At 63.8% G+C, this 20,079-nt stretch carries 16 protein-coding genes and 1 tRNA gene; 10 read left to right on the forward strand and 7 right to left on the reverse strand.

Features of this window, described 5'->3' with window-relative positions; genetic code table 11:
* Window positions 1-13 precede the first annotated feature (13 nt).
* The 6 genes from fdnG (at window position 14) to selB (ending at window position 9,071) form a co-directional block, all read left to right on the forward strand.
* Window positions 14-3,088 carry a formate dehydrogenase-N subunit alpha gene (fdnG, locus tag NAO55_RS02450; RefSeq protein ID WP_102839302.1) on the forward strand — a complete coding sequence of 1,025 codons (3,075 nt, stop codon included), beginning with the start codon at window positions 14-16 and terminating at the stop codon, window positions 3,086-3,088.
* Window positions 3,088-4,026, forward strand: coding sequence for a formate dehydrogenase subunit beta (gene fdxH, locus NAO55_RS02455; protein WP_102839301.1), 939 nt, complete (start codon window positions 3,088-3,090; stop codon window positions 4,024-4,026). Before fdnG ends, fdxH begins: the two co-directional genes overlap by 1 nt.
* A 57-nt stretch (window positions 4,027-4,083) precedes the next feature.
* A complete protein-coding gene (locus tag NAO55_RS02460) occupies window positions 4,084-4,707 on the forward strand; it encodes a formate dehydrogenase subunit gamma (RefSeq protein ID WP_102839300.1) in 624 nt (207 codons plus the stop codon).
* Window positions 4,708-4,834: 127 nt separating this feature from the next.
* Window positions 4,835-5,752: a formate dehydrogenase accessory protein FdhE gene (gene fdhE, locus NAO55_RS02465; RefSeq protein ID WP_102839672.1), complete on the forward strand. Its 918-nt coding sequence runs from the start codon at window positions 4,835-4,837 to the stop codon at window positions 5,750-5,752.
* Window positions 5,749-7,158 carry an L-seryl-tRNA(Sec) selenium transferase gene (gene selA / locus NAO55_RS02470; protein WP_102839299.1) on the forward strand — a complete coding sequence of 470 codons (1,410 nt, stop codon included), beginning with the start codon at window positions 5,749-5,751 and terminating at the stop codon, window positions 7,156-7,158. Before fdhE ends, selA begins: the two co-directional genes overlap by 4 nt.
* Window positions 7,155-9,071, forward strand: a complete 1,917-nt coding sequence (selB, locus tag NAO55_RS02475) for a selenocysteine-specific translation elongation factor (protein ID WP_102839298.1) — start codon at window positions 7,155-7,157, stop codon at window positions 9,069-9,071. The genes selA and selB overlap by 4 nt, the downstream gene beginning before the upstream one ends.
* Window positions 9,072-9,243: 172 nt before the next feature.
* Here selB and NAO55_RS02480 read toward each other — a convergent pair whose 3' ends face one another.
* Window positions 9,244-10,626: a hypothetical protein gene (locus NAO55_RS02480; RefSeq protein WP_146030719.1), complete on the reverse strand. Its 1,383-nt coding sequence runs from the start codon at window positions 10,624-10,626 to the stop codon at window positions 9,244-9,246.
* Between the two features lie 29 nt (window positions 10,627-10,655).
* Window positions 10,656-11,174, reverse strand: coding sequence for a hypothetical protein (locus NAO55_RS02485; RefSeq protein ID WP_102839296.1), 519 nt, complete (start codon window positions 11,172-11,174; stop codon window positions 10,656-10,658).
* Between the two features lie 211 nt (window positions 11,175-11,385).
* Between NAO55_RS02485 and NAO55_RS02490 the strand changes: the two genes are divergently transcribed.
* Window positions 11,386-11,481, forward strand: a tRNA-Sec gene (locus NAO55_RS02490).
* Between the two features lie 150 nt (window positions 11,482-11,631).
* On the forward strand, window positions 11,632-11,949 hold the full coding sequence (locus NAO55_RS02495; RefSeq protein ID WP_102839295.1) for a hypothetical protein: 318 nt from the start codon (window positions 11,632-11,634) through the stop codon (window positions 11,947-11,949).
* Between the two features lie 87 nt (window positions 11,950-12,036).
* On the opposite strand, the gene NAO55_RS02500 is transcribed toward NAO55_RS02495, so the two are convergent.
* Window positions 12,037-12,501, reverse strand: a complete 465-nt coding sequence (locus NAO55_RS02500; protein ID WP_102839294.1) for a glycine cleavage system protein H — start codon at window positions 12,499-12,501, stop codon at window positions 12,037-12,039.
* The gene (locus tag NAO55_RS02505) at window positions 12,498-12,872 is read right to left on the reverse strand and encodes a DsrE family protein (protein ID WP_102839293.1); all 375 of its coding nucleotides are present in this window, start codon (window positions 12,870-12,872) and stop codon (window positions 12,498-12,500) included. Before NAO55_RS02505 ends, NAO55_RS02500 begins: the two co-directional genes overlap by 4 nt.
* A 154-nt stretch (window positions 12,873-13,026) precedes the next feature.
* Between NAO55_RS02505 and cfaB the strand changes: the two genes are divergently transcribed.
* On the forward strand, window positions 13,027-14,208 hold the full coding sequence (gene cfaB / locus NAO55_RS02510; RefSeq protein WP_011911402.1) for a C17 cyclopropane fatty acid synthase CfaB: 1,182 nt from the start codon (window positions 13,027-13,029) through the stop codon (window positions 14,206-14,208).
* Between the two features lie 31 nt (window positions 14,209-14,239).
* Here the strand turns inward: cfaB and NAO55_RS02515 are convergent, their stop codons facing one another.
* The 3 genes from NAO55_RS02515 to NAO55_RS02525 form a co-directional block, all read right to left on the reverse strand.
* Complete coding sequence (locus NAO55_RS02515) at window positions 14,240-15,091, reverse strand: universal stress protein (protein ID WP_102839292.1); 852 nt, start codon at window positions 15,089-15,091, stop codon at window positions 14,240-14,242.
* 14 nt (window positions 15,092-15,105) lie between these two features.
* Window positions 15,106-16,593, reverse strand: a complete 1,488-nt coding sequence (locus NAO55_RS02520; RefSeq protein ID WP_102839291.1) for a SulP family inorganic anion transporter — start codon at window positions 16,591-16,593, stop codon at window positions 15,106-15,108.
* A gap of 294 nt (window positions 16,594-16,887) precedes the next feature.
* Window positions 16,888-18,111, reverse strand: a complete 1,224-nt coding sequence (locus tag NAO55_RS02525; RefSeq protein WP_102839290.1) for a cyclic di-GMP phosphodiesterase — start codon at window positions 18,109-18,111, stop codon at window positions 16,888-16,890.
* Between the two features lie 203 nt (window positions 18,112-18,314).
* Here NAO55_RS02525 and NAO55_RS02530 point away from each other — a divergent pair, with 203 nt between their 5' ends.
* On the forward strand, window positions 18,315-20,078 hold the full coding sequence (locus NAO55_RS02530; protein WP_102839289.1) for a sensor histidine kinase: 1,764 nt from the start codon (window positions 18,315-18,317) through the stop codon (window positions 20,076-20,078).
* Window position 20,079: the final 1 nt, after the last annotated feature.

Raw genomic sequence — 20,079 nt, forward strand, 5'->3', positions numbered from 1 at the left:
AAGGAGAACACCGATGGACATGAACCGTCGACAGTTCTTCAAGGTCTGCGGTGTGGGCCTTGGGGCGTCGAGCATGGCGGCATTGGGCATGGCCCCACCGACGGCATATGCCGAGTCGATCCGGCATTTCAAACTGACCAACACCCGTGAAACCCGCAACACCTGCCCCTACTGTTCCGTCGGCTGCGGGCTGATCCTCTACAGCCAGGGCAGCGGCGGCAAGAACGTCGCGCAGAACATCATCCATATCGAAGGCGACTCCGATCACCCGGTCAACCGCGGCACCCTGTGCCCGAAAGGCGCCGGCCTGCTCGACTTCGTCCACAGCCCCAACCGCCTGACCCATCCGGAAGTCCGCGAAGCGGGCAGCAACGAGTGGAAGCGCATCGAGTGGAGCGATGCCCTCGACCGTATCGCCCGACTGATGAAGGACGACCGCGACGCCAACTTCATCGAGCGCAACGACAAGGGCCAGACGGTCAACCGCTGGCTGAGCACCGGTTTCCTCGCCGCCTCGGCGTCCTCCAACGAGGCCGGCTACATCACCCACAAAGTGGTGCGTTCACTCGGCATTCTGGGATTCGATAACCAGGCACGTGTCTGACACGGCCCGACGGTGGCAAGTCTTGCCCCGACGTTTGGCCGTGGAGCCATGACCAATCACTGGAGCGATATCCAGAACGCCGATCTGGTCCTGATCATGGGCGGTAACGCCGCCGAAGCGCACCCGTGCGGCTTCAAATGGGTCACCGAGGCCAAGGCGCGCAACAAGGCGCGGCTGGTGGTGGTCGATCCACGCTTCACCCGTTCGGCCTCGGTCGCAGACCTGTATGCGCCGATCCGTACCGGTACCGACATCGCCTTCCTCGGCGGGCTGATCAACTACCTGCTGGAGAACGACAAGATCCAGCACGAGTACGTGGTCAACTACACCGATGTCGCGTTCATCGTGAAGGAAGGCTTCGGCTTCGAGGACGGCCTGTTCAACGGCTATGACGCCGAGAAGCGCAGCTACCCGGACAAATCCACCTGGAGCTACGAGCTGGATGAGGACGGCTTCGCCCGCGTTGACAAGAGCCTCACTCACCCACGCTGCGTCTACAACCTGCTCAAGCAACACTACAGCCGCTACACCCCGGAGGTGGTCAGCAACATCTGTGGTACGCCGCAGGACAGGATGCTCCAGGTCTGGGAAACCATCGCCGAGACCTCGGCACCGGGCAAGGCCATGACGATCATGTACGCCCTGGGCTGGACCCAGCACTCGGTCGGCTCGCAGATGATCCGTACGGGCGCCATGGTGCAACTGCTGCTCGGCAACATCGGCATGCCTGGTGGCGGCATGAACGCCCTGCGCGGGCACTCCAACATCCAGGGCCTGACCGACCTGGGCCTGCTGTCCAACCTGTTGCCTGGCTACCTGACCCTGCCGCTGGAGGCCGAGCAGGACTACAACGCCTATATCGCCAAGCGCACCGCCAAGCCGCTGCGCCCAGGGCAGCTGTCCTACTGGCAGCACTACGAGAAGTTCCACGTCAGCCTGATGAAAGCCTGGTATGGCAAGAACGCCACGGCGGAGAACAACTGGGGCTACGACTGGCTGCCGAAGCTGGATATCCCCGGCTACGACGTGCTCAAGGTTTTCGACATGATGTACCAGGGGCAGGTCAACGGCTATTTCTGCCAGGGCTTCAACCCCATCGCCTCGTTCCCCAACAAGGCCAAGGTCAGCGCGGCGCTGGCCAAGCTCAAGTACCTGGTGGTCATGGACCCGCTGGCCACCGAGACCTCGGAGTTCTGGCGCAACGCCGGCGAATACAACGACGTCGACACCGCCAGCATCCAGACCACCGTGTTCCGCCTGCCGACCACCTGCTTCGCCGAGGAGGATGGTTCGCTGGTGAACAGCGGGCGCTGGCTGCAGTGGCACTGGAAGGCAGCCGAGCCGCCAGGCCAGGCGAAGACCGACGTGGTGATCATGGGCGGACTGTTCCACCGGCTGCGTGAGCTGTATCGCAAGGAAGGCGGCGCCTACGCCGAGCCACTGCTGAACATCGACTGGTCCTACCGCCAGCCCGAGGAGCCCTCCGCCGAGGAGATCGCAAAGGAGTACAACGGCAAGGCGCTGGGCGATGTGCTCGATCCGCAGAGCGGCGCGCTGCTGGCCAAGGCCGGCGAACAGTTGCCCGGCTTCGGCCTGCTGCGCGCCGATGGCAGCACATCGTGTGGCTGCTGGATCTTCAGCGGCGCCTGGACCCAGGCCGGCAACCAGATGGCCCGGCGTGACAACGCCGATCCCTACGGCATGGGCCAGACCCTTGGCTGGGCCTGGTCCTGGCCGGCCAACCGGCGAATTCTCTACAACCGTGCCTCGGCCGATCCTGCGGGCAACCCGTGGGACCCGCAGAAGAAGCGCCTGGTCTGGTGGGATGGCAGCAAATGGGGCGGCACCGACGTGCCGGACTTCAAGGTCGACTCGCCGCCCGAAGCCGGCATGAACCCCTTCATCATGAACCCCGAAGGGGTGGCGCGGCTGTTCGCCGTGGACAAGATGAACGAGGGGCCGTTCCCCGAGCACTACGAGCCGTTCGAGACGCCGATCGGGCGCAACCCGCTGCATCCGGACAACCGCCAGGCGACCAGCAACCCCGCCGCGCGGGTGTTCAAGAACGACATGGAGTTATTCGGCACGGCGGAGGAATTCCCCTATGCGGCGACCACCTACCGGCTCACCGAGCACTTCCACTTCTGGACCAAGCACTGCCGGCTCAACGCGATCACCCAGCCCGAGCAGTTCGTCGAGATCGGCGAGGTGCTGGCCAACGAGCTCGGCATCAAGGCCGGCGAGCGGGTCAAGGTGTCGTCCAACCGCGGCTACATCAAGGCGGTGGCGGTGGTGACCAAGCGCATCAAGCCGCTGACGGTGGATGGCAAGACCGTGCACCAGATCGGCATCCCGCTGCACTGGGGCTTCGCTGGCGTGGCGCGCAACGGTTACCTGACCAACACGCTGACGCCGTTCGTCGGTGACGCCAACACCCAGACGCCGGAGTTCAAGTCGTTCCTGGTCAACGTGGAGAAGGCATGATGGCTACTCAAGACGTGATTGCCCGCTCCGCCACGACCACCGAGCGGCCGTCGATCCGCGAGGTCGGCGAAGTGGCGAAACTGATCGATACCTCCAAGTGCATCGGCTGCAAGGCCTGCCAGGTGGCGTGTTCGGAATGGAACGACCTGCGCGACGAGGTCGGCACCAGCCACGGGACCTACGACAACCCGATCGACCTCACCGCCGAATCCTGGACGGTGATGAAGTTCGCCGAGTACGAGAACCCCGGCAGCGGCAACCTCGAATGGCTGATCCGCAAGGACGGCTGCATGCACTGCGCCGACCCGGGCTGCCTCAAGGCCTGCCCGGCACCGGGGGCGATCGTGAAGTACGCCAACGGCATCGTCGACTTCAACCAGGACCACTGCATCGGCTGCGGCTACTGCATCACCGGTTGCCCGTTCGACATCCCGCGCATCTCCGAGAAGGACAAGAAGGCCTACAAGTGCACGCTCTGTTCCGACCGGGTGTCGGTCGGACTGGAGCCGGCCTGCGTGAAGACCTGCCCCACCGGCGCCATCGTCTTCGGCAGCAAGGAGGACATGAAGGAGCATGCCGCCGGGCGCATCGCCGACCTCAGGGAACGCGGTTTCGACCAGGCCGGCCTGTACGACCCCGATGGTGTCGGCGGTACGCACGTGATGTACGTGCTGCACCATGCCGATCAGCCCTCGCTGTACAACGACCTGCCGGACGAGCCCACCATCAGCCCGCTGGTCAGCCTGTGGAAGGGCGTGACCAAGCCCCTCGCGCTGCTGGGCATGGGCGCGGCGGTGCTGGCCGGCTTCTTCCACTACACGCGGGTCGGCCCGATCCGCGTCGAGGAGGAGGACGACAAGGCCGAGCTCAGCGAGCCCGTGGTGCACCAGGTCGATCCTTCGGTGCATGTGGTCGATCCCAAGGAGCCGCGACCCTGACCGCGTGGCCCCGTTCGCGGGGCCGCCTTCGGTGTCCGCTCGCTCAAGGAGTCAACGATGAACAACAACGAGATCGAACGCTACAACCCCTCGCAACGGACCAACCACTGGATCGTCGCGATTCTCTTCGTGCTCGCCGCGCTGTCCGGCCTGGCACTGTTTCATCCGGCGCTGTTCGGCCTCTCCGGGCTGTTCGGCGGCGGCACCTGGACGCGCATCCTGCACCCCTTCATCGGGGTCGCGATGTTCGTCTTCTTCCTCTGGCTGGCGATCCGCTTCGCCGGGCACAACCGCATCGAAGCACGCGACCGCCAGTGGCTCAGGCAGATCAACGACGTGGTGCACAACCGCGAGGAAAAGCTGCCGGAAGTCGGCCGCTACAACGCCGGGCAGAAGGTGCTGTTCTGGGTGCTGATCCTCAGCATGCTGGTGCTGCTGCTCAGCGGCATCGTCATCTGGCGCGAGTACTTCAGCAGCTTCTTCGGCATCGTCTCGCTGCGCTGGGCCAGCCTGCTGCATGCGGCCGCCGCCTTCGTGCTGATCGTCAGCATCATCGTGCACATCTACGCCGCCATCTGGATCAAGGGCTCCATGGGCGCGATGCTCTACGGCACCGTCAGCCGGGCCTGGGCGCGCAAGCACCATCCGGCCTGGTACCGGGAGATCAGCCAGCGCAAGTAAACCTCGCCACAGCGCGACGAAGGTTCCCGCAACCGCGGGAATCTTCGTCCGTGCATGCCATCGAAAGCCGAGCGATAACCGCTGACGGACTATGCTGTTCGGCATACCACAAGAAAAGGAGTCCTGCGTGTCAGGCACCATTCTCGAACCCGGGCAGATCGAAGCCGCTGCCAGCAAACCGCCCTTCACCAACCTGCCGCCACGCGATTTGTTCGCCCTGCGCAGCGAGCGTCTGACCAAGCTCGCCGAAGATCATCCGCTGGCCGACTACCTGCGCCTGCTCGCCGGCGTATGCCAGGCCCAGCAGCAGGTGCTGGACAACCCGCCTGCCAGCGCACCGCTCGACCCTGCACGCACCCGCGAATGCTTCAAGCACGCCATGCCGCCGCTGGCCGCCGACACCCTGGTGCGCGAAGGGGCGTGGCTGCCGCTGCTCGATGCCTGGCTGGATGCCTTCACGGTGCCGGACAACCTGTCGGTGATCGCTGCCGTCGACCAGCTGCGCCGCGCCGACAGCGGCCAGCGCAAGGCCTGGGCCGTGGCGCTGATCAGTGGCCAGTACGACAGCCTGCCGCCGGCGCTGGTGCCCTTTCTCGGCGCCGCGCTGCAGCTGGCCTGGACCCACTGGCTGCTCCAGCTCGACCTCTCCGACCTGCGCGAGCGCGAAGACCAGACCCTCTGCCCCTGCTGCGGCGCGCCGCCCATGGCCGGGGTGATTCGCCACCGCGGGCAGCTCAACGGCCTGCGCTACCTGGTCTGCTCCCTGTGCGCCTGCGAATGGCACTACGTGCGCCTGAAATGCAGCCACTGCCGCAGCACCAAGAAGCTCGACTACCTGCACTTCGAAGGCTCGCCCAACGGCATCAAGGCCGAGGCCTGCCCCGAATGCAACGGCTACCTCAAGCAGCTCTATCTCGAATTGGCACCGGACGGCGAAAGCCTGTCCGCCGACCTGGCGACGCTGGACCTCGACCTCCTGCTGGCCGATCAGGGCTACAACCGCCAGGCACCCAACCTGCTGCTGGCACCGGGGAACGAGGAATGAGCAGCAGCCATCTGCCCTCGGTGGACAAGCTGCTGCGCGATCCGGCCTGCCAGCCACTGCAGCAGCGCTATGGTCGTCAGGCGCTGCTGGCGACGCTGCGCGACCTGCTCGACGAACTGCGCGAACCGGCTCGCCGTGGCCAGCTGGCCGCGCTGGAACTGTCCGAAGCGGTGCTCGCCGGGCGCGCCGGCGAACGCCTGGCCAGCCAGCACAAGAGCCGCGTGCGCCGAGTGTTCAACCTCACCGGCACGGTGCTGCACACCAACCTCGGGCGCGCCCTGCTGCCGGATGAAGCCATCGAGGCGATCACCCTTGCCGCGCGCTACCCGCTCAACCTGGAATTCGATCTCGCCACCGGCAAGCGCGGCGACCGCGACGACCTCATCGAAGGGCTGATCCGCGAGCTGACCGGCGCCGAGGCGGTCACCGTGGTGAACAACAACGCCGCCGCCGTACTGCTGGCCTTGAACAGCCTAGGTGCACGCAAGGAAGGCATCATTTCCCGTGGCGAGCTGATCGAGATCGGCGGCGCCTTTCGCATCCCCGACATCATGGCCCGCGCCGGCGTGAAGCTGCATGAAGTCGGCACCACCAACCGCACCCACGCCAAGGATTACGAAGCGGCCATCAACCCGCGCTCGGGGCTGCTGATGCGCGTGCATACCAGCAACTACAGCGTGCAGGGTTTCACTGCCAGCGTCGCCACCGCCGAGCTGGCGCGCATCGCCCATACCCACGATCTGCCGTTGCTGGAAGATCTGGGCAGCGGCAGCCTGCTCGACCTCTCGCGCTGGGGCCTGCCCAAGGAGCCGACGGTGCAGGAAGCGCTGCGCGACGGCGCCGACATCGTCACCTTCAGCGGCGACAAGCTGCTCGGCGGCCCGCAGGCCGGGCTGATCGTCGGCAGCAAGGCGCTGATCCAGAAGATCAAGAAGAACCCGCTCAAGCGCGCCCTGCGCGTCGACAAGCTGACCCTTGCCGCGCTGGAAGCGGTGCTCAACCTCTATCGCGACCCCGACCGCCTCGCCGAACGCCTCACCAGCCTGCGCCTGCTCAGCCGCCCGCAGGCGGAGATCCGCACCCAGGCTGAACGCATTGCTCCGGCGCTGGCCGCCGTGCTCGGCGAGAGCTGGCAAGTCGCAGTAACCGATGCCCTGGGCATGATCGGCAGCGGCGCGCAGCCGGTGGCCCGTCTGCCCAGCGCCGCCCTGTGCATCCGTCCGCAGCAGCCCAAGCGCCTGCGCGGCCGCAGCCTGCGTCAGCTTGAAGAAGCGCTGCGCTGCCTGCCGATTCCGGTCCTCGGGCGCATCGACGACGACGCCCTCTGGCTCGACCTGCGCCAACTGGACGACGAACCGGCCTTTCTCCAGCAACTGGCGCACCTGCAAGAGGAGCTGGCCCGTTGATCGTCGGGACCGCCGGCCATATCGATCATGGCAAGACCGCACTGCTCCACGCCCTCACCGGACAACAGGGCGACCGCCGTCGCGAGGAGCGCGAGCGTGGCATCACCATCGACCTCGGCTACCTCTACGCCGACCTCGGCGAAGGCAGCCTCACCGGTTTTATCGACGTGCCGGGCCACGAGCGCTTCGTGCACAACATGCTGGCCGGCGCCAGCGGCATCGACTGCGTGCTGCTGGTGGTGGCCGCTGACGACGGCGTGATGCCGCAGACCCGTGAACACCTGGCCATCGTCGAGTTGCTCGGCATCCGCCGGGCACTGGTGGCGCTGACCAAGATCGATCGCGTCGAGCCGGGGCGCATCACCGAAGTCGAGCAACAGATCGAAAACCTGCTGGCCGCCGGAGCACTGGCCGGAGCGCCGATCTTTCCGGTTTCCAGCATCCGCGGCGATGGCATCGACGCCCTGCGCGCGGCGCTGATCGACGAAGCCGCGCGCACCGCCGCCCGCAGCGACAGCGGCCACTTCCGCCTGGCCATCGACCGCGCCTTCAGCGTCACCGGCGCTGGCGTGGTGGTCACCGGCACCGCCTTTGCCGGGCGCGTGCGAGTCGGCGACGAACTGCTTCTCGGCCCCGCCGGCAAACGCGTGCGCGTCCGCGGCCTGCACGCGCAGAACCGCGAAGCGGACGAAGCCCATGCCGGCCAGCGCGTCGCGCTGAATCTTGCCGGTGAGCGGCTGGCAGTGGAGCAGATCCACCGCGGCGACTGGCTGCTGCACCCCCTGCTGCACGCGCCGACTCAACGCATCGACGTCGACTTCCAGCTGCTGCCCGGCGAAGCCCACGAACTCAAGCACTGGACGCCCGTGCACGTACACCTCGGCGCCCAGGACGTCACCGCGCGCGTCGCCCTGCTCGAAGGCACGAGCCTGGCGCCGGGCGAACGCGCTTTCGCCCAGCTACTGCTCAACGCACCGAGCCACGCGGTACATGGCGACCGCATCGTCCTGCGCGACCAGTGCGCCCAGCGCACCCTTGGCGGTGGCCGTGTGCTCGACCCCTTTGCACCGCCACGCAATCGCCGTCGTGCCGCGCGGCTGGAGCAACTTCGCGCCCTCGACCAGCCGAGCCTGGAGCAGGCATTGCCGCCACTGCTCGCCAGCGCCACCAATGGCATCGACCCGCAAGGCCTGGAACGCCAGTTCAACCGCCCGCGCGAAGGCTGGCAGCTCCCCCACGGCGTATTGGAAGTCGGCACCCGACTCGGCCCACGGCTGTTCGACCAGGCCCGCTGGCGCGAACTCGAAACCGCGTTGCTCGACTCTCTCCAGCGTTTTCACGAAGAACAACCCGACGAACTCGGCCCCGACCGCGATCGCCTGCGTCGCTACGCCCTGCCGCAGCTGGAGCGGCCGGTGTTCATCGCCCTGCTGGAGCAGGCACTGGTCGCCGGCCGCATCGAAACCAGCGGCCCGTGGCTGCACCGCCCCGATCACCGGGTGCGCCTGAGCGATGCGGAAGAAGATTTGAAAGCGCGCCTGTGGCCACTGCTCGAAGCCGGCCATTTCGACCCACCCTGGGTCCGCGACCTGGCCCGCGACCTCGGCGTCGACGAAACGCAGATGCGCAACCTGCTACGCAAGCTCGCCCGTCTCGGCCTGCTGCAACAGGTGGTGAAAGATTTGTTCTACCCCGAGTTCACCATTCGCCAACTCGCGGGGCATGTACTGCAACTGGAAGCGCAAAGCGGCGTGATCCGCGCCGCCGCCTTCCGCGACCGCATCCAGCTCGGCCGCAAACGCAGCATCCAGCTGCTCGAACACTTCGACCGCATCGGCCTCACCCGCCGCTTCGGCAACGAGCGCAAAGTCCGCCAGAACAGCGCCTTGGCGATCCAGTCAGGCCTGGGGTAGGCTGGTCGCCGCTTCCTTTCCCACATCAAGACCAGATAAGGAAGGCAATCGCACCCGGTGGTGCGGCCGGGCTTCAAATCCTGTTTCTGCTTATCCATCAGTGGACTATGGCGATTGTCAGCCTGTGTTTTCGACACTTCGCCTTCGCCGAATTCGCGTGCTTTAGCTTAGTTTATTTTGTATTCAGCTCGTCAGAGGCTTCATCTACTTTTGCCTCAGCTGCCTTTGCCTTTATAAAATCATCTTTAAACTTCTGAAATGAGTTTTTTATTTCGCTTTCCTTCTCGACTGCGCCGCGATAATTTCCTGCAAGGAACTCTTTTAGAAGCTCCATCTTTAGCGAAACCCGCTTGTTGTAAATTAGCTCGCCTGCAATATCAAGCCCATTAGCTGAGAAGAAACTATTATCTTTGGCAAGAATCGAAAGCTTAGCCAGCAAAAGCCTTTCCTGATGTATTTCAAATACTTTTGACAGCAATACAAAAAGTATTCTCAAGCATATAATCATCACTGACCCCAGCAAGAATGCTAAGGGCAACCTAGAGACAAACAGATCAAAGGCGCTAACAGTTTCAAGTATCGCAGGATCGTTTGAAAGAGCCACAGCTGACGCTACAAGTCGCCACAGACAGAAAGCCACTACAAGCAATAGCGCGCCACCCACCCAAAAGTATGAATTTATATTGCCTTTACCCTGCTCTACGTACGCACTAAATTCTTCCATAAACACGTTTTTATTCGCGAGCAATGCCTGAAGCTCTTCTCGATTATCTTGAATGTTTTCGATAAGATGCTGATTTAATCTCTCGTTCTCCCGGAGTCTCTGTTCTAGGTCTGCAGACTGCTTGTTTAGCACACCTACTTTTGCTTCCGATCGAGAAAGCTCTATTTCGCTATGAGACAACTTCTCGCGATTCCGTTCTAAATCGGATATAACCTCGGCCAATTCTTTATTCTTTTCCAAGGCCGCAGTGTCACTTTCGCTTATCTGGTTATTTAATTCTTTTAGCTCACCAAGCAGCTTTATTTTGGTATTGCTAAATGTATTAGCAATCTCTAATGTGCTTGCTGTATTTGTGCAGAATTCTGAAAAATCGTCAGCGTTTAATCCAGTAATTTGTATTTTTTCGCATGCGGGAGGCTTAGAAAAAATTGTGCGCTTTATATCAAAGAACTTTATCTCTATTTCGATGAGAAAATCTTTTGGATAGCAATCCAAATATCTTTCAAAAACGTTTAGTGGGATTTCCCTTTCACCCCCGCGCGCATAGACCAGCCGCACCGACACGTGATTTGTGAGTTGTCGGGCTTTGGATTTATCTTCTTCTTTTATCCATACCGTAAGATCATATATCCAGATAGGCTCAGAAAATTTTATCGATATCTTGCCGTTCTGAAGCGCTGTATTGATTCCCCGTTGCGCGTTTACCAGTGAAGATTGCTTGCCACCGATGCGCATATATTCCAAATTTACTTGTGGAGGTGCTGATACAACGGGAACGCCAAGCTTTGATAAGCCGTCAATGTTCTTTTGGTTCTGCTCGAAATCCGACACTTAACGCCCTCCCCTGGTAACCATGTGGCTTAGAAGCCAGAACCGACCCCGCATGCTTCGGTTTTCTTCTTTATGTTTCGCTCTGTAGGATTTTGCTTATGTTGTTGCCACCAGAACTGGCACTCAGCGGATCGGTAGCGTTTTTCCTGCTGGATTCTCGTTAGCTCGGCTTGGCGACTGGCTTGCTGCTGAGCTTGCTGCTGGGCTCGCGCGTTGGCTTCTGCGGCCGCTCGTTGCCGCATCTCAATTTGCGACTGGCGGGTGCTCTGCTCGGCTTGTTTGAGGGCGTGCTGCATATAGAGAGCAGCTTCATGGACGGCAGCTCGCATCCGCTGTTCCTGGACATAGTCGTAGAGCAGCTTCCCGCCCCATATGCCGCCGACAATGATGATCGCCGCTAGGATAATGGCTTGGCTGGTATCCATTGGACGGTGGGCGTGTTGAACGCTGGATCGACTCCAGCCGCGACGCTCGTTGCGATCGTCGATTTCCTCATCCATGTCGAAGCTGAGATTGCTCAGCTGCTCGTCAATATCACGCCTATCCATGTGATCTGTCCTCTAACCGTACCTTGTTCCATGTACTCGGGCGTACCAGCGCCTAGTCACTTCCTTGGCGATCGGTTGGCCTGTGTGTGACCGACCTCGCAGTTGGCCGATGCTGCCACTAATCGGTGCAGACGTGTTAGCTTTCGTCCTGCCTGCGTAACGGTGGCGCCAGTGCCTATGGGGAATTACCACGTTGCCTGGCAATCGTGATGGAAGGCAATCGCACCCGGTGGTGCGGCCGGGCTTCAACCCCGGTTGGGGACGGCAGCCGTTCCCGGGTGAGTTCGACTCTCACTGCCTTCCGCCATATCCCCCCTCTTCCACAGCTCTCCCAAGCCGTCAGTTTTCCTTGTGCGTGCGGCAGTCTGACCTGCCAGGCGATATCAAAACGCTATCGCCATATCGTGCGAAGCGCGTCAGAATCGCAGCTTTTCTTTCCAGGGACAGGAGAGACGTTTTGAGTGACCGGATCGATGAGCGTCGTGCATTGCATGCGCTACGGGACCATATCGATTGTCTGCTGGCTGCTGGCGCATCCCTTGTGGGGCGCGATCCGGTGCAGCTGAATTTTCAGGGCAGAACGCTCATCGTTCAGCACGGCATGCTGCTCAACGAGAACGGCCATCAGGATCTGATCGAGACGCTGGCCGAGCTGGAGTGGGCGAACAAGCGCACCCGCGATCTGGCGATCGATATCTGCATTCGACAGCTGGACCATGCGATCAAGCAAAGCTGTGACAAGGTGCTGGACAGCTCCACGCCGGACAAATCCTGAGCGCCTATCGCGGCGCAATCGGGATTGCACCTCGACATTTTTGTTGGGATGTTGGGCCGAAGCCAGGTTACCTAGCCTGCAGCACCTTTATTTCCACTGCAGCGCCTGCACATGGGCGTTGGCCGGGTCGAAATTGTCCAGGCGCATGCGTTCGTCGATGGCGGCTTCGGCTGCCTTGCCCAGCGGGAACTCCTCGCGCACGGTGGCCCAGCCCTCCGGCTTCAGGCGGACCATCCAGCCATCGCCGTAGCAGTCCTGATTGATCAGCGCCGGTCGCTCGAGTAGCGCTTCGTTCACTGCCAGCAGCTCGCCGCTGACCGGGCTACGCGCCGAGGACGCGGCCTTGGCGAACTCGACCACGCCGAAGCTGCGCTCACGCTCGATGCGGGCGCCGACGCGCTTGGGGGTGAAGGCGAATATCTCGCCATAGAGCGCGCAACCGTAAGCGGTCAGGCCAAGGGTGACGCTGCCGTCGGCCTCTTCGCGCAGCCACAGGCTGTGCTCCGGCGCGTAGCGCAGCGAGTCGGGAAACTCCAGGCCGTGCAGATTCATAGGGTCAGCACCCGTTCGTATTCGAGGATCATCTGCGCCAGCTCGCCGCCACTGGAGATTTCATCCAGCTCGGCGATCAGCGTGGCGGGGTCGAGCTGGACACCGGGCTGGCGACACATCAGCAGCCGCGCGCCGGCCTGCTTGGCGTTGCGGATGAAATGCAGCAAGGGCTCGCCGCCATCCACTGCGCGCAGCGTTTCGGCCACTTCACGGCGCGCCAGCTGCACGCCCTCGCCCGTTAGGTAGAGCGTCACCTCGGCATCCATGCAGGCGAGCAGCGTGGCGATGTGAAACGGTGCGGCGCAGCGCGCCGGAGTGCTGGGGCCGCTGGCGACCAGAATCAGTACGCGCCGGGGACTCGGTTCGCTCATCAAGCATCTCCTTGCGGACGCGCTCGCAACTGCGCGCGAAGCGGCGCATTTGCGCTCATATCCGGCTATAGCAGGAAACTATCATGACCATAGCCTACAGTTTGGAACTCATGGTCTAGCATTTTTGAACAATGCACAGATAGGAGATCTACGCATGCTGGCGACATTGCTACCGGCCCTGAAAGACCTCGGCCTGCCGCTGAAGCTGCAGTTGTGGGATGGCAAAGAGATGGATATCGGCCCCGCCCCCTCTGTCACGCTGGTCATAAAAGACCCCAACCTCGTCACACAACTGGCGCGCCCCAGCCTGGATGTGCTCGGCGCAGCCTATGTCGAGGGGCATATCGACCTGCTCGGACCGGTGGAAGAGGTCATCTACATCGGCGACGTCATCAGTCGCGCGTTGTCCGTGGATGACTTCGCAACGCCCACGCGCGAGGCGCATGACAAGGCCACCGATGCCGAAGCCATTTCCTATCACTACGACCTGTCGAACGACTTCTACCGGCTCTGGCTGGACCGCGACATGGTCTATTCCTGCGCGTACTTCGAGACTGGTGAGGAGGATATCGATCAGGCGCAGCAGGCCAAGCTGCGGCTGATCTGCCGCAAGCTGCGGCTCAAGCCGGGCGATCGCCTGCTCGACGTGGGCTGCGGCTGGGGCGGGCTGGCGCGCTTCGCCGCGCGCGAGTTCGGCGCCGAGGTTTTCGGGATCACCCTCAGCCGCGAGCAACTGGCGCTGGCCCGCGAGCGGGTGGCAGCCGAGGGGCTGCAGGACCGCGTGCAGCTGGAGCTGATGGACTACCGTGACCTGCCGCAGGACGGCCGTTTCGACAAGGTGGTGAGCGTCGGCATGTTCGAGCACGTCGGCCATGCCAATCTGCCGCTGTACTGCCAGCGGCTGTTCGGCGCGGTCCGGCCTGGCGGTCTCGTGCTCAACCATGGCATCACCTCGCGCCACCTGGACGGCCGCCCGGTGGCCCATGGCGCCGGCGAGTTCATCGATCGCTACGTGTTTCCCCACGGCGAGCTGCCGCACCTGGTGGGCATCAGCAGCTGCATCAGCGAGGCGGGGCTGGAAATCGTGGATGTCGAAAGCCTGCGCCTGCATTACGCGCGCACGCTGCAGCTGTGGAGCGAACGGCTGGAAGCGCGGCTGGCGGAGGCCCAGGCGCTGGTGCCGGAGCGGGCGCTGCGGATCTGGCGACTGTACCTGGCAGGTTGTTCCTATGGCTTTCGCCGCGACTGGATCGACCTGCATCAGATTCTCGCCACCAAACCGTTGCCCGATGGCGGCCACGAACTGCCCTGGACCCGTGCCGACCTTTACCGCTGAGCGCCGCTGTTCGGGGGCGCGAGGCGCTTGATCAGCGCAGCAACAGCAGCGGCGTGCGGGTCGTGCGGATCATGCTGGTGGTGGTGCTGCCAACGAAGAACTGGCGAATGCGCGAGTGGCCGTAGGCGCCCATCACCAGCAGGTCGATACCGTGCTCGGCCTGATAGGCATGCAAGGTCGGCTCGACTTCGCCGGCGCGGATGGCGGTGTGTACCTCGAGACCACCAGCGGCCAACGCATCGCGCGCTGCGTTCAGCTGCGTCAGCACCGCGTCGTCTTCGCTGCCGACCATCACCAGATGGATCGGTAGCCCCTTGAACAGCGGGCTGGCAGCCAGCATCTCGACCCCCTTGAGTGTCGTGGCGCTGCCGTCGAAGGCGAGCATCAGGCTGCGCGGCGGCGTGAACTGACCGACGGTGACCAGCATCGGCCGATGCATGGTGCGGATCACGCTCTCCAGCTGGCTGCCGATGTGCTGGATGTCGTCGCCGCTGTCTTCACCCTGGCGGCCGATCACCAGTAGCCGAGTGTCGTTCTGCAGGTCACGCAGGGTCTCGACCAGATCGCCGTGACGCTGACGGCACTCGGGCTGGGCGACACCCGCGGAAATCGCCCGCTGGCGCGCCGCATCGAGCATCATGCGGCCCTCCTCCAGCGCCAGCTTGGCGCGTTTCTCGTCCAGGGTGGCCAGTTCTTGCAGAAGGAATTCACGGCTGCCGAGGCCGATGATGCCGCTCAGGTCGCCCGACACCGGGAACTGCCGGCGATCCAGCACGTGCAGCAATGTCAGCGGCGCGCCCAGCCGTTGACTGGCCCAGGCGGCACAATCGCAGACCGCGGCTGCTTGCGGGGAGCCGTCGATACAGGCCATTACGTGGGTCATTGTCGTTCTCCTGGTCAGTGGCTCATCAGCTTGTCGATGGCGTCGGGTTTGTCGTGCACGCCGAAGCGGTCGACGATGGTCGCGCTGGCTTCATTGAGACCCAGCACCTCGACCTCGGTGCCCTCGCGGCGGAACTTGAGTACCACCTTGTCCAGTGCCGAGACCGCGGTGATGTCCCAGAAATGCGCCCGCGACAGGTCGATGGTCACCCGGCTCAGCGCTTCCTTGAAGTCGAAGGCAGCCGTGAACTTGTCGGCCGAGCTGAAGAACACCTGGCCGACCACCTGATAGCGACGGCCGCTGGCGTCGGCATCCAGCTCCGAGTCGATGCTCAGGTAGTGTCCCACCTTGTTGGCGAAGAACATCGCCGCGAGCAATACGCCAGCCAGTACACCGTAGGCCAGGTTGTGGGTGAAGACCACCACCACCACGGTGACCACCATGACGATGTTGGTCGAGAGCGGGTAGTGCTTGAGGTTGCGCACGGAATCCCAGCTGAAGGTGCCGATCGAAACCATGATCATCACCGCCACCAGCGCGGCCATGGGAATCTGGCCGACCCAGTCGCTCAGGAACACCACCATCAGCAACAGCACCACGCCGGCGACGAGCGTCGACAGCCGGGTGCGGCCGCCTGATTTCACGTTGATCACCGACTGGCCGATCATCGCGCAGCCGGCCATGCCGCCGAACAGACCGGAAACGATGTTGGCCACGCCCTGCCCTTTGCACTCCCGGTTCTTGTCGCTACTGGTATCGGTCAGCTCGTCGACGATGGTTGCGGTCATCAGCGACTCCAGCAGGCCGACCACGGCCAGCGCTGCCGAGTACGGGAAGATGATCGCCAGGGTTTCGAGGTTGAGCGGCACTTCCGGCCAGAGGAAGACCGGCAGGGTATCGGGCAGCTCGCCCATGTCGCCGACGGTGCGGATATCCAGGCCGAAATAAACTGCCACGGCGGTCATGCTGAGGATGCATACCAGCGGCGACGGGATGACCTTGCCGAGCTTCGGCACATAGGGGAACAGGTAGATGATGCCCAGACCCGCGGCGGTCATGGCGTAGACGTGCCAGGTGACGCCTGTCAGCTCGGGCAGCTGGGCCATGAAGATCAGGATGGCCAGCGCATTGACGAAGCCGGTGACCACCGAGCGCGAGACGAAGCGCATCAGCGAGCCGAGACGCAGGTAGCCGGCGCCGATCTGCAACAGGCCGCAGAGCAGCGTCGCTGCCAGCAGGTACTGCAGGCCGTGCTCGCGCACCAGGGTCACCATCAGCAGCGCCATGGCGCCGGTGGCGGCGGAGATCATCCCGGGGCGCCCACCGACGAAGGCGATCACCACCGCGATACAGAACGAGGCATACAGGCCGACCCGCGGATCGACCCCGGCGATGATGGAGAAAGCGATGGCTTCGGGAATCAGCGCCAGGGCGACGACGAGACCGGACAGCAGATCGCCACGGAGATTGGAGAACCAGTTTTGTTTGATCGTTTGCAACATCGGACTATCCAGAGCAAAAGCACCACCATGCAGACCATGGGCGGTCGGCAGCGATACAAGGCGAGATTTTTTGGTTTGAATGGTTCAGCTGTCGCTGGGCAATACGCGCGGACAGCAGCGTACGACTACCCCATGACAGGCAGTCGCAGGATGACGCGAGGGGGGCACAGCGCTATGGCGGACCAGGCAGCCAGGTCATGGGCAATACGGGCTCTGTTGCTGAGCGACTCGCCGGGCGAGTCGCGTTCGGGGGCGCTAGTCTAGCGACAAGCGCCCGCCTTGACGACCGCCAATCTAGCGCCAGAGCTCGTCCAGGTCGCTGAAGCCCCAGTCGGCAGGGTCTTCCCGACCGACGATGCGGTCGCTGCACTGCGGGTTTGACAGCTCCAGTTCCTCGAGCGGAATCGCTGCCCGGGTGCGCGTGGAGTAGAACAGCCTCAGCCGGGGCGCCGTCAGCTGCTGCGGATGATGCTCGATGACCACGCCGAGCCGCCCCGACTGCAACCGTACCAGCGAGCCCAGCGGGTAGATGCCTACGGCACGTACGAAGGCATGCAGCAGGCGCGTATCGAAATGTCCCTGCCACTGGGCCATGCGCGCCAACGAACCCGAGGCGTCCCAGGCCGCTTTGTACGGGCGATTCGAGGTGATTGCGTCGTACACGTCGCAGATCGCGCCCATGCGCGCCAACAGGCTGATCTTTTCGCCCGCCAGCCGGTGCGGATAGCCGGTGCCGTCGACCTTTTCATGGTGATGCAGGCAGACGTCCAGCACCGCGTCGGATACCGAGGTCAGCGCGGCGAGCAGCATGGCGTGGCCGCGCTCGGGGTGGCTGCGCATGATGGCGTACTCGTCTTCGCTCAGCTTGCCCGGCTTGTTGAGCACATCCAGCGGCATGGCCATCTTGCCGATGTCGTGCAGCAGCCCGGCCATGCCGGCTTCCTGCACCTGGTCCTCGGGCAGGCCGAGCTGGCGGGCGAGCGCGACCATCAGTGCGCACACCGCCACCGAGTGCATGTAAGTGTATTCGTCCTTGGTCTTCAGCCGCGCCAGGCCGAGCAACGCAGAGCCGTTGCGCGCCAGGGACGCGGAGATCTGCTCCACCAGCGGCAGGCATTGCTGCGGGTCGACGGCCTTACCCAGTCGCGCCTCGGTGAACAGCGAGGTCACCTGTTCCTTGGAGCGCTTGAGCAGTCGACTCGCCCGCTGCAGTTCGTCCTGCACGCTGCACGGCTGTGTCGGCGCGACGCTTTCCACGTCCGGCTGCAGCAGGGCAGGATCCGGCGGTGCCGCCAGAGGTTGCGCCTCGGCGGCGGGTGGAGTCGCCGCTTCGACATCGACGCCCTTGTTCAGGTCGATCCATACCGCCTGGATGCCGCTGCTGCGCAATGCTTGCAGATCGGCCGGGTCGCTCAGCAGGAATTTGCTGCGCCAGAACGGGTGATCGAACCAGCTGCCTTCCAGCGCATGCACGTACATTCCGAAACGCAGCTGGCTGACCAGAATTTTCCTGAGCAAGGCGACCTCGACCGATTGAGCGACGCTGATGGCCGCACAATCGTCTCCCGCTCGCGACCCAGCGGACTCGCCAAGTATATGAATGACGGCACTTTGCCTCTACCGGCTTGGATCAAGACTTTGGTGGCGATTGCCTCGCCGGTCGGATCTACACCGACCACGGCTTTCGCTTACCATCGACGCGTCCCTTCGCGAGCCAAGCCATGCCTGCCCTTCCCAACCGCTTCCGTGTCAGCCTGATCGTGGCGCTGATTCTCGTCGGCCTGCTGCTCAGCATGTATTGGGCCGGGCGGTTGGCCGAGCAGCGCGCCTGGGCCGAGCGCGGGCAGGAATCGCAGGGGCAGCTGGAACTGTATGCCCAGGCGATCCATACCCAGGTCGAGCGCTTCCGCTCAGTGCCCGCGCTGCTGGCGCTGGACAGCGACATCCAGGCGCTGCTCGCCGACCCGGGCAATCGCCAGTTGCGCAGGCAGCTCAACCAGCGCCTGGAGCAGCAGAATCATGCCGCCGGCTCTTCAGTGCTCTACCTGCTGGACCGCAGCGGCGAGACCATCGCCGCCAGCAACTGGCGCGACTGGAGCAGCTTCGTTGGCAACAACTACGCCTTTCGCCCTTACTTCCGCGATGCCGTGGCCAATGGCAGCGGGCGCTACTTCGCGGTCGGCGTCACCACCGGCATTCCCGGCTACTTTCTCTCCAGTTCGGTGAAGAACGCCGCCGGCAAGTTGCTCGGTGTGCTAGTGGTCAAGCTCGAACTGGAGGATATGCAGCGCGACTGGGTCGGCCAGCCGGGCATTCTGTTGATCGCCGACTCGCTGGACATCGTCATCCTCACCAACCGCCCGGCCTGGCGCTTTCGCTACCTGAGCCCGCTGAGCGACGAGGTGCGCAGCCGGCTGGTGGATGTGCGCCGCTATGCCGAGCAGACCCTGCAACCCTTACCGAGCAGCCAGGTGCAGCAGCTCGGCGAAGGCAGCGAGCGACGCCTGGTGGACGGCCCGGATGGCCGCCGCGAGTACCTCTGGCAGCGTCTGGCATTGCCCGAGGAAGACTGGACCCTGAACCTGCTGCATGACCCGCAGTCGGTCAGCGCCAGCGTGCGCAGCTACCGCCTGGCTGCGGCCGGCGTGTGGATGACCCTGGCGTTCCTGCTGCTCTACCTGGCACAGCGGCGCAAGACCCATCGTGTCGAGCTGCGCAGCCGCAGCGAACTGGAGCGCCTGGTACAGGAGCGCACCCGCGAGCTGCACACTGCCCAGGACGAGCTGGTGCATGCCGCGCGCATGGCCGCGCTGGGGCAGATGTCCGCAGCGCTGGCCCACGAGATCAACCAGCCGCTGACCGCGCTGCGCATGCAGCTGGCCAGCCTGCGCCTGCTGCTCGACAGCGGCCGCGAGGGAGAGGTGCGCGAGGGGCTCGGGCATGTCGAAGGCCTGCTGGAGCGCATGGCCGCGCTGACCAGCCACCTGAAGACCTTCGCCCGCAAAAGCCCGGCCGGGCTGCAGCAGCACCTGGCGCTGGCCGATGTGCTGGAGCAGGCGCTGCAACTGCTCTCGCCGCGCATCCGCAGCGAGCAGGTGGAGGTGTTCCGCCAGGTGCCGGCCGAGGCCAGGGTGAATGGCGATGCGATCCGCCTGGAGCAGGTGCTGATCAATCTGCTACACAACGCGCTGGACGCCGTGGCCGAGCGACCGCAACGGCGCCTGCGCATCCTCTGTCGGCGCGTCGGCGACGCCTGGCAGCTCAGCGTTGCCGACAATGGCGGCGGCATTGCCAGCGAGCATCTGGATCAGGTGTTCGAGCCCTTCTTCACCACCAAGCCGGTGGGTCAGGGCCTGGGCCTGGGCCTGGCGGTGTCCTATGGCATCGTGCGCGACATGGGCGGCACCCTGGAGGTGAGCAACGACGAACAGGGCGCGGTGTTCACCCTGACGCTGCCGGCTGCCGAAGTGCACGCCGCCGAGTAAA

It is taken from the genome of Stutzerimonas frequens (genome assembly GCF_024448335.1).
Taxonomy (GTDB): Bacteria; Pseudomonadota; Gammaproteobacteria; order Pseudomonadales; family Pseudomonadaceae; genus Stutzerimonas; species Stutzerimonas frequens.